The organism is Nitrospiria bacterium, from assembly GCA_036397255.1.
Taxonomy (GTDB): Bacteria; Nitrospirota; Nitrospiria; order DASWJH01; family DASWJH01; genus DASWJH01.
The window spans coordinates 19,518-28,783 of sequence record DASWJH010000112.1 but is presented as its reverse complement, the minus strand read 5'-3'; the positions used below and the strand labels follow the sequence as shown (position 1 = coordinate 28,783).

The window sequence follows — 9,266 nt, the reverse complement described above, 5'->3', positions numbered from 1 at the left end:
AGGCCAGGGCCGTCACCTGGGCCTCTTCGTCGGTGTGGTACCGCTTGGGCTTTCCCGGACGCGGGGCGTCGTGCAGAGCAAATGTGAGCCCCCCCTCCACATACGCAGCACGCGTACGCCAGATCGCTGTGCGCCCCACCCCCAGCACTCCCATGATCTGGTTTTCAGGAATGTTCCGATCAAGAGCAACGAGAATATGGGCACGATTTAATTCGCGGGCCATGTGCTTCCCTTTCGAGCAAAACTCTTTCAGTATCTGGCGGTCTCTCTGGCTCAACTTCAATTTGGTTTGGCGCATGGTTGACGCATCTCCTTGTAGGATAATGTGTCATTATAATGTTTCTATATTAATGTGTCAACGTACTAGTGTTGTTTCCCAATATAAGACTGATTATTTCCAACGTCATTCCGGCCGTTACCACGCCAGAGGGAATGACGGCCCTAATTTTTTAAGGGATTTCTGAGAGGCAACACCAGGAAAAATGTTCATTGTATATTTTTTATTTTTTTCCTTCCACAATATTTAAACATTGCCGGATTCCCTTGAGCAGTTTTTCCTCTTCTTTCTCTTCCAATATTTTTTGATAACATAAAATAAAATATTCATCGGTGGCCTGTATTTTTTCTTCATACCCCACCCGCCTAAGGGCCATCGCCCGAGGGCCGATGGTCTGCCGAAGGCTGTCCCGGGCCACCCTCTGAAGCTCATCACTGGACAAATCCTCCGTTGCGCCTCCTGAAATCATTCCCCTTAGATCATCTAAATCCAGGCCAAAGAGACAAACCATTGAGCGATCGGGGTGAATTTCAACCAGGCAGTCTTCATCCTTTAAGGCTAAAGAGATGGCCCCCTGGGGTTCATCAATTGCTGAAAACCCGATGGATTCCTGCTTTAATGTATTTTTTAAGTCATTCATCCATTGATCATGATCATCCCTCATCTGGTTTGCTCCCCATAAATTTCAAAATCAGGAAAAACAGTCTTGAACACCATATCATTTACCGTCTTGGGGAATCAACAGGGCAAGGAAATGAAAAACGATTGGCAGAAATTGTTTTAAAAAAGAATTAAAAAAAAATGAAAAAGGGCTTAACCTTCTAATTAAAAAGGTTTTTATATAATATTTTCACGGACTTTCCGGTCTTCTCACCTTGACACATGGTTTTTCATATGTTAGGTTGAAAAAACTTTCGAGGATGCTGACTCAGCATACAATTTGACTGAGTTTCATTCAATCAAAATTCCTGGAAGACCCTGCTTTTATGATTCGAAAAAGGGCCGCTAAGGGAAAATATCCAAAAAAAAACAAGCTCCCATGGGGCTTGTATCCTGCCGTTGTAGATAACCATTAAGAGGTCGGATCGCCGATGCCGGCCACCTTTCCGGCGGCGAGCAAAAGTCTGAAAGTTAAAAAAACCGACTTTTGCAAAAAACGAAGAGGATGGATTTCTAGGTCTTTTGTATAAAAAAGACCGAAAGGGTGGATTTTTTTTATTAATAAATTGAATATGCAGATCCAAACAAAACAGAATGAAATAGTACTTCGCGCACCGAATGTGGCGGACGGACCCAAAGTTTGGAAATTGGTCAAGGATTCTCAAACCTTGGACCTTAATTCGGTATATTGCTACCTGGTCCTCTTCAAACATTTTCCAGACACCTGCGTAGTCGCTGAACAGGAAAAGAACCTGATCGGTTTTGTCACCGCTTACATTCCCCCCGCTTCTCCGAATGTCCTATTTATTTGGCAGATCGGTATTCAACCCATCATGAAGGAAAAGGGCCTTGGAAAATCTTTAATTACCCATTTACTGAAGCGCCCTGTGTGTCAGAATATCTCTTTTATCGAAACGACCATCACACCGAATAATGTGGCCTCAAAAGCACTTTTTCACGCGCTCCCAAGGACCCTAAAAACCGCTTGTATGGAAAGTTCCGGTTTTCCAGAAGACCTTTTTCCGGAAGGGAATCATCCTGCCGAGTATTTATACAGAATTGGTCCCTTTGACCCTAACACGATAGAACATGAGGTATTGATTTATGAAAACCATTGAACGAATCGAATCTGAGGTACGAAGCTATTGCCGCAGTTTTCCCGCCACCTTTGATAAAGCCGAAGGGTGCTTTATGTATGATACGGATAATCGTGAGTATATCGATTTTTTTAGCGGCGCCGGGGCATTGAATTATGGCCATAACCACCCTCGAATGAAGGAAAAATTGCTTCATTATATTGGGCGCAATGGCATTACCCACAGCCTGGATATGGCTTCCCGGGCAAAGGAAGACTTTTTAGAACGGTTTACCTCGGTCATCCTTGAACCACGGGGCCTCGATTACAAAGTTCAATTTCCCGGCCCAACGGGAACCAATTCCGTAGAGGCAGCCCTGAAGCTGGCCAGGAAAGTGACTGGAAGGGAAAAAGTGATTTCCTTCACCAACGCCTTTCATGGAATGACACTGGGATCTCTTTCGGTCACGGGAAATGCTTTTAAACGCAATGGGGCTGGCATTCCACTGATGCTTTCCGATACCATGCCCTTCTGCGGGTATTTTGGAGATGGATTGGATACCATCGAATATATGGAGCGTTTTTTAAGTGACAGCGGAAGTGGGGTGGACCATGCCGCTGCGGTCATCGTAGAGACCATTCAGGCCGAGGGGGGAGTCAACGTGGCAACCATTGATTGGATGCAAAACCTGGCGGATCTTTGCAAGCGTTACGATATGCTCCTCATAGTGGATGAAATCCAGGTGGGGTGTGGAAGGACAGGACCGTTTTTCAGCTTCGAGCCTTCAGGAATAGAGCCCGATATCATTTGTCTCTCAAAATCAATAAGCGGTTATGGTTTACCCATGGCACTGACCCTGATCAAACCCGAGTGGGATCAGTGGGAGCCGGGAGAACACAATGGCACCTTCCGGGGAAATAATTTGGCCTTTGTGACAGCAACAGAAGCCCTTTCTTTCTGGGAAAATGATGAGTTTTCCAAAGAAATCGAAGCCAAAGGAAATTATGTCCGAAAACACCTGGATGAAATTGTATCCCAACACCCACAAACCTTTCCAGAAACTCGGGGCCGGGGTTTAATTCAAGGCCTCACCTGCTCGCAGGAAGGTCTTGCAAAGTATATCGCCAAAACCTCATTTGAACGCGGAATGGTCATGGAAACCGCCGGGCCCGAGGACAACGTGGTTAAAGTGATGCCGCCTCTTATCATGGATGAAAAAATCATCCGCAGTGGTTTAACTATTCTTTACGATAGCGTAAAGACCGCTCAGGAGGAGTTTCCATACCAAACCAAAGAGGTTGGTGTTTAAAAAAACTGAAAGGTTTTAATCATGATCATCCGAACCCTTAATGAAATAGAAGGAACCAAGCGGGAAGTAACCGCTTCAACCTTTACGAGCAGAAGGTTTCTTCTTAAAAAAGATAACACCGGCTTTTCGTTCCACGATACCATCCTATATGCAGGAACCGAAACCGCCATTTGGTATAAACACCACCTTGAGGCGGTCTATTGTATAGAGGGAGAAGGAGAATTGGAGGTTCTTCCCAAAGGGCCCAAATACGTCATTTCTCCAGGAACCCTATATGTGTTGGATGAACATGAAAAGCATATCCTCAGAGCGAAAACTTCCCTTCGGATGATGTGTGTCTTTACCCCTCCTTTAACGGGAAGAGAAGTCCATGATGAAGAAGGAACTTATCCTTTGATAAAAGAGGAAAAGGTTTCCGCCCCATAACAAAAATAGGAAAAAAATATGAACTCAAACATCATAACCCCTCAAAAAGATCCTTATCCTTCCCGCATGGTTGAAACACCACAAGTTTTAAATCGGATAGACCCGGTGGTATACCCGACCCATGGGTTTGAAGGACCTTTAACATCAGAACAATGCACTTTTTTCGATCAGAATGGGTATTTGTTTATACCCCAGCTTTTTTCAGAAAAAGAGGTCGAAACTTTTTTCAATGAATTACAGCGGCTTTCCCAGATGCCAGATGTCAAAAATGCAAAAGAAACCATCCTGGAACCCAACAGTGAAGAGGTGAGGTCCATTTTTTATATTCATAAAACCAATACCCTCTTAAAAAATTTATCCCGGGATGATCGAATTTTGAAGGCGGTAAAGCAATTGCTAGGAAGCCAGGTTTACATTCATCAATCCAGAATCAATTATAAACCCGGTTTCACGGGAAAAGATTTTTATTGGCACTCCGATTTTGAAACCTGGCACGTGGAAGATGGTATGCCCAGGATGCGTGCCTTAAGTTGCAATATTACGTTAACCGAAAACAACCCCTTCAACGGTCCCCTGATGCTCATCCCGGGGTCCCATCAATATTACATCTCCTGCGTGGGAGAAACACCGGAGAACCATTATCAATCCTCTTTGAGAAAACAGGATTACGGCGTTCCCGACCCACAGAGCCTGAAAGCGGTGGTGGATGCGGGAGGCATCGTTGCCCCCACTGGACCGTCAGGTTCTGTTATTCTGTTTGACTGCAACATGATGCATGGCTCCAACTCCAACATCTCCCCTTGGCCCCGAAGTAATGTCTTCTTTGTCTATAACAGCATCGAGAATTGTCTTCATGACCCCTTTTATGGATTAACCCCCCGCCCCGAGTTCACTGCCAGCCGAGAATTTTCACCCCTTGAAAATTTCGGGAACCCATCTTCGGAAAATTCAGGATGAAAGCGGGTTTCCGAACGAAACCATTCCAAACCAATCATCTCACTTTTCTTTTTTGCATGGGAGTAATACTTGCATCGATTTTTTTGGGTGGTTGTGATTCTTCACCGGGTGAACGGAAAATCGAAGGAATGCCATCCACCCTAGAGCGATTACGGAAAGAAGGCATTGTCCATCTCGGATACGCAAACGAAGCACCTTACGCATTCTACGACAATCAGAAGGAACGCCTCACGGGAGAAGCCCCTGAAATTGCCCGGGTGGTTCTCGAGCATATGGGAATCGAAAAAATTGAAGGTGTCCTTACTGAGTTCGGCTCTCTTATTCCGGGCCTTAACGCAAGGCGCTTTAATATCATTGCCGCGGGAATGTATATTACTCCGAAACGGTGCCGAGAAATCACCTTTTCCAACCCCACTTACGGAATCGGCGAAGCGTTTATGGTGAAAACGGGAAATCCCCTCAAACTTCATAGTTATAAAGATGTTGCTTCTAATCCTCTTGCTCGTTTAGGTGTGGTTGCGGGAGCCATTGAACTGAAATATGCACTTTCAACCAACGTTCCCCACGAAAGGATTTTTGTTTTGCCCGATGCCCCAAGTGCGGTTGCAGGGATTCGAGCCGGACGCGTGGATGCCTATGCGGGAACGAGCCTCACCATACAGGATCTTCTCCAAAAGGCTGGCGATTCGAATCTCGAAAGGGCCATGCCGTTTAAAGATCCTGTGATGGATGGAAAATCAGTCACCGGTTTTGGTGCTTTCGGTTTTCATAAAGAGGATACGGAGCTTGTCAACGCGTTTAATGAACAGCTCCAGGCATTTATCGGCTCCGAAGAGCATCTGAAACTCGTAGAGGCTTTTGGATTCACCAAAGAAAATCTGCCGGGAGATCAAACCGCTGAAGATTTATGTAAACCCTAAGAAGCTTCGTCATTTGACCTCTGAATTCCTCTGAAAGACTTCAGTTCGTCATTCCCGCGGAGGCGGGAATCCAGGAATCCAAAATCTTTTTTAGTGATTTTTCAATGGCCGGAAGGTCATTGGAACTTTTTAAAACTTTTTTGGAATAACCAATGGTCCCACCCTTTGACCTACTCCCCTCTCTTTTAACCGGTTTAAGTGTCACCCTTCAACTGGCCATGGGGGGATCGATATTAGCGATTTTCGCTGCACTGGTTTCCGGCTTGGCGCGTGTATCAAAAAACAAAATCATCCGTTTTTTAGCTTCCGTCTATGTGGACCTGTTTCGGGGGACATCCGCATTGGTTCAACTGTTTTGGGTCTTTTTTGCACTCCCCATGCTGGGAATCAAACTGGAGGCGATGACCGCTGGAATATTGGTGCTCGGCCTCAACCATGGGGCCTACGGGGCAGAGGTGGTTCGGGGGGCTATTCAGGCTGTACCCCGTGAACAATACGAAGCATCAACCGCTTTGAACTTCACCCCTCTTCAAACCATGTTCCGGGTGATCCTTCCCCAGTCCCTTCTGGCCATGCTGCCGCCTTTTGGTAACCTCCTGATCGAACTTTTGAAAAACACCGCATTGGTCTCCATGATCACATTGAGCGACCTGACCTTTCAGGGGCAAATCCTGAGATCCGCCACACTGCGTTCCGGGGAAGTTTTTTCCTTAATCCTGATTTTATATTTTCTTTTGGCCTTAACCATCACATGGACCATCCGGGGAATAGAGCGAAAACTCGCCGTGGGAAGAGACTATGGGGGAATCCGATGAGCTTTGATTGGGCTTTCGCGTGGAACATCCTGACGGATTTTGGAAAGGCATTTTGGGTAACCCTTCAGGCTACGTTACTGGGGATGACCATTGCGCTTCTGCTGGGCCTCCTCTGGGCAGTCCTCCGCAGGTCACCCAATCGGCTCATCTCAACATCAACCAGCGGGTTGGTGGAATTTATCCGTTCCACCCCCTTGCTGGTCCAGATCTATTTTCTATTTTACGTGGCCCCTAAATTTGGAATCACCCTCTCACCGTTCCTCACGGGGGTGATCGCCCTGGGACTTCATTACAGTTCTTATACCGCAGAGGTGTATCGCGCAGGCATTAACGCCGTTCCCAAGGGCCAATGGGAAGCCGCTATATCTTTGAACTTAACCCCTTTCCGAATGTGGAAAGATATCATTCTCCCACAAGCCATTTCTCCGGTCATCCCAGCCTTGGGAAACTACCTCGTGGCCATGTTTAAGGACACCCCGCTTCTTGCGGCGATTACGGTGTTGGAACTATTGCAAACCGCCAAACTAATTGGCGCGGAGACCTTCCGCTACTTAGAGCCCCTGACTCTGGTCGGACTTTTATTTTTGGGGATCAGTCTGGTATCTTCACAATTGATTCAAAAACTGGAGCTTCGATTTGGAACAGCCGGACAAATCTAAAACCCAATCACAACCCGTCATCCGGATGCGAAATGTATGCAAATCTTTTGGTGGACTGAAAGTGCTCAGGAATCTTGATTTGGAGGTTGAAGCCTTCCAAAAGGTTGCATTGATCGGACCCAGCGGTTCCGGAAAATCTACGATTCTTCGGACTTTAATGGCCATTGAAAAAATTGACACCGGAACCATTGAAATCGAGGGAGAATCCCTCTGGACCATGACTCAAAATGGAAAAGAGGACCCTGTCACCCCCGCCCAATTAAGGAAAATTCGAGGCAAAATGGGAATGGTCTTCCAACAATTTAATCTTTTCCCTCATATGACCGTCCTTAAGAACATTACCGAAGCCCCCACTCATGTCCTTCACCTCTCCTCAGAGCAAGCGGAAGAGAGGGCTTTAAAACTTTTGGATTGGGTAGGACTAAGCGATAAAATAACGGCCTATCCCGACCAGCTTTCCGGTGGCCAAAAGCAACGGGTCGCCATCGCCCGTGCCCTGGCCATGCGACCCAAAATCATGCTTTTTGATGAGGTGACCTCCGCGTTGGACCCCGAATTGGTGGGGGAGGTCTTAAACGTGCTGAGACGACTGGCCCATGAAAGAGAGATGACCATGTTGATTGTCACCCATGAGATGAAATTTGCTCAAGACATTGCCGATCGCGTAATTTTCATGGATGAAGGAAGAATCATCGAAGAGGGAAAACCGGAAACGGTTTTTTCGAATCCCAAAAAAGAACGGACCCGTGAATTCTTAAAAAATATTTTAGAACATTAAAAGGAGAAAGAATTTTCGTCATTCTTGCGCAAGCAGGAATCCAGAAAACACTATTTTTTTTATGGTACATGGGGTTTGAACTTTTTGAATTTACCCCCTTGATCCGAACCGTGATAGAAGGTAGGATATTGAGGTTTAAATCAGACGACAATCTATTATTCCTGTCACAAAAATCCATATAATCCAACAGGCTCTAGCATTTTGGAGAAAAATTATTTGAAAGGAATTTTCCAATGAAAAATGTCATTCACACCCATTACACCCGTTTAGCCAAAAACTACGATGATTTTCTTTACTACTCCCCGGATTTCGTCCGCTCCCTGACTAAAAAAATGATCGAGAAACTCCAGCTTCAGGAGGACGATCAGATGGCCGATATCGGTTGCGGGACGGGCATGTATTCTTTGGATATTCTCAAACAGGTTTCACTTAAAAAACCGATTATCGGCGTGGATCCTTTTCAAGGAATGCTGGACGGGATTTCCAAAGAAGCCCCGATCACACGCATTTGTATGGATGCCCTTTCATTTTCAAGGCAACCCGGAAGCTATGATAAAATTTTAATCAAAGAGACCATTCACCACGTCACAGAAAAAAAAGAGTTTTTCTTAAATCTATACCAGCGGTTGAACCCAAACGGAATCTTATTATTGGTCCACGTCCCCCCGAAAGTGCAATACCCCCTCTTTCAAACAGCCTTGGCCCGATGCGAGAATTGGCATGCGGACCCCGATGATCTCGAAAGAGGCATGAAAGAAGGCGGGTTTCAAGTGGAACGGGATATTCTGGATTTTCCCCATTCCATCCCCAAGGAGAAATATTTCAAAATGGTCGAGGGGTGCTATATGTCCGTGCTCACAAGCTTCGAGGAAGAGGAAATTCAGGAAGGATTGAAAGAGATGGAAGAAACCTATAAGGATCAGTCGACCCTCAAATTTATCGATCATTTTGATTACATCACAGGGGAAAAAGTCTAAAGAAAAAAATGGAACCGATTCAATTAAATAATTCCGAGCAGATTCAGCAATTTTTGAGCAAAATCGTTTTAAAGGGATCGGGCTTTTGCACCGATTGCCTGTTAGCCGATGTGATCGAGGTCGGTATCACCTACCCGGATTTTTTCAAGGCTCACGGAGAAGACCCCGATGCCCAGTACGATGGACATTCTCCGGCCTGGAGCACCTATCACATTCGGCAGGGGAAAAAAGTTTTTATGGTTTATGGCGGGGATGGAAAACCCCGGCGGACCCAATTTACGGAAACGCCGTAGGGAAAAGCGTTTCTTTTTAAGGCCGAAAACCTTTTTCTGGATTCCCGCTTCTGCGGGAATAACGGCTTAAATATCTTCTACCCCACCTGGCCTCCCCTTATAAAGGGGAGGAAAAAGCA

Annotated in this window: 12 protein-coding genes; 10 read left to right on the top strand and 2 right to left on the bottom strand. The window is 45.9% G+C overall.

Annotated elements, in window-relative coordinates; translation table 11 throughout:
- Both VGB26_15260 and VGB26_15255 read right to left on the bottom strand, forming a co-directional pair.
- The coding region (locus tag VGB26_15260) for a helix-turn-helix domain-containing protein (GenBank protein HEX9759131.1) at positions 1-298 on the bottom strand (298 nt) is incomplete at its 3' end.
- 202 nt (positions 299-500) lie between these two features.
- Positions 501-941, bottom strand: a complete 441-nt coding sequence (locus VGB26_15255) for a hypothetical protein (GenBank protein HEX9759130.1) — start codon at positions 939-941, stop codon at positions 501-503.
- A 568-nt stretch (positions 942-1,509) separates the two neighbouring features.
- On the opposite strand from VGB26_15255, the gene ectA reads away from it, so the two are divergent.
- The 10 genes from ectA to VGB26_15205 all read left to right on the top strand — a co-directional run bounded on the left by ectA (position 1,510) and on the right by VGB26_15205 (position 9,147).
- Positions 1,510-2,055 carry a diaminobutyrate acetyltransferase gene (gene ectA, locus VGB26_15250; GenBank protein HEX9759129.1) on the top strand — a complete coding sequence of 182 codons (546 nt, stop codon included), beginning with the start codon at positions 1,510-1,512 and terminating at the stop codon, positions 2,053-2,055.
- Positions 2,042-3,322 (top strand): diaminobutyrate--2-oxoglutarate transaminase, encoded by a 1,281-nt coding sequence (ectB, locus tag VGB26_15245; GenBank protein ID HEX9759128.1) that lies wholly within the window; start codon positions 2,042-2,044, stop codon positions 3,320-3,322. The genes ectA and ectB overlap by 14 nt, the downstream gene beginning before the upstream one ends.
- A gap of 21 nt (positions 3,323-3,343) precedes the next feature.
- A complete protein-coding gene (locus VGB26_15240; protein HEX9759127.1) occupies positions 3,344-3,748 on the top strand; it encodes an ectoine synthase in 405 nt (134 codons plus the stop codon).
- Between the two features lie 18 nt (positions 3,749-3,766).
- Positions 3,767-4,705: an ectoine hydroxylase gene (gene thpD, locus VGB26_15235; protein HEX9759126.1), complete on the top strand. Its 939-nt coding sequence runs from the start codon at positions 3,767-3,769 to the stop codon at positions 4,703-4,705.
- Positions 4,702-5,625, top strand: coding sequence for an ectoine/hydroxyectoine ABC transporter substrate-binding protein EhuB (gene ehuB / locus VGB26_15230; protein HEX9759125.1), 924 nt, complete (start codon positions 4,702-4,704; stop codon positions 5,623-5,625). The genes thpD and ehuB overlap by 4 nt, the downstream gene beginning before the upstream one ends.
- 152 nt (positions 5,626-5,777) lie before the next feature.
- Entirely contained in the window at positions 5,778-6,440 is a 663-nt protein-coding gene (ehuC, locus tag VGB26_15225) for an ectoine/hydroxyectoine ABC transporter permease subunit EhuC (GenBank protein ID HEX9759124.1), read from the top strand.
- Positions 6,437-7,099 (top strand): ectoine/hydroxyectoine ABC transporter permease subunit EhuD, encoded by a 663-nt coding sequence (gene ehuD / locus VGB26_15220; GenBank protein ID HEX9759123.1) that lies wholly within the window; start codon positions 6,437-6,439, stop codon positions 7,097-7,099. Before ehuC ends, ehuD begins: the two co-directional genes overlap by 4 nt.
- Before the next feature lie 25 nt (positions 7,100-7,124).
- Complete coding sequence (gene ehuA, locus VGB26_15215) at positions 7,125-7,877, top strand: ectoine/hydroxyectoine ABC transporter ATP-binding protein EhuA (GenBank protein HEX9759122.1); 753 nt, start codon at positions 7,125-7,127, stop codon at positions 7,875-7,877.
- Positions 7,878-8,110: 233 nt separating this feature from the next.
- Positions 8,111-8,854 (top strand): class I SAM-dependent methyltransferase, encoded by a 744-nt coding sequence (locus VGB26_15210; protein HEX9759121.1) that lies wholly within the window; start codon positions 8,111-8,113, stop codon positions 8,852-8,854.
- Between the two features lie 8 nt (positions 8,855-8,862).
- Positions 8,863-9,147: a hypothetical protein gene (locus VGB26_15205; protein HEX9759120.1), complete on the top strand. Its 285-nt coding sequence runs from the start codon at positions 8,863-8,865 to the stop codon at positions 9,145-9,147.
- Positions 9,148-9,266: the final 119 nt, after the last annotated feature.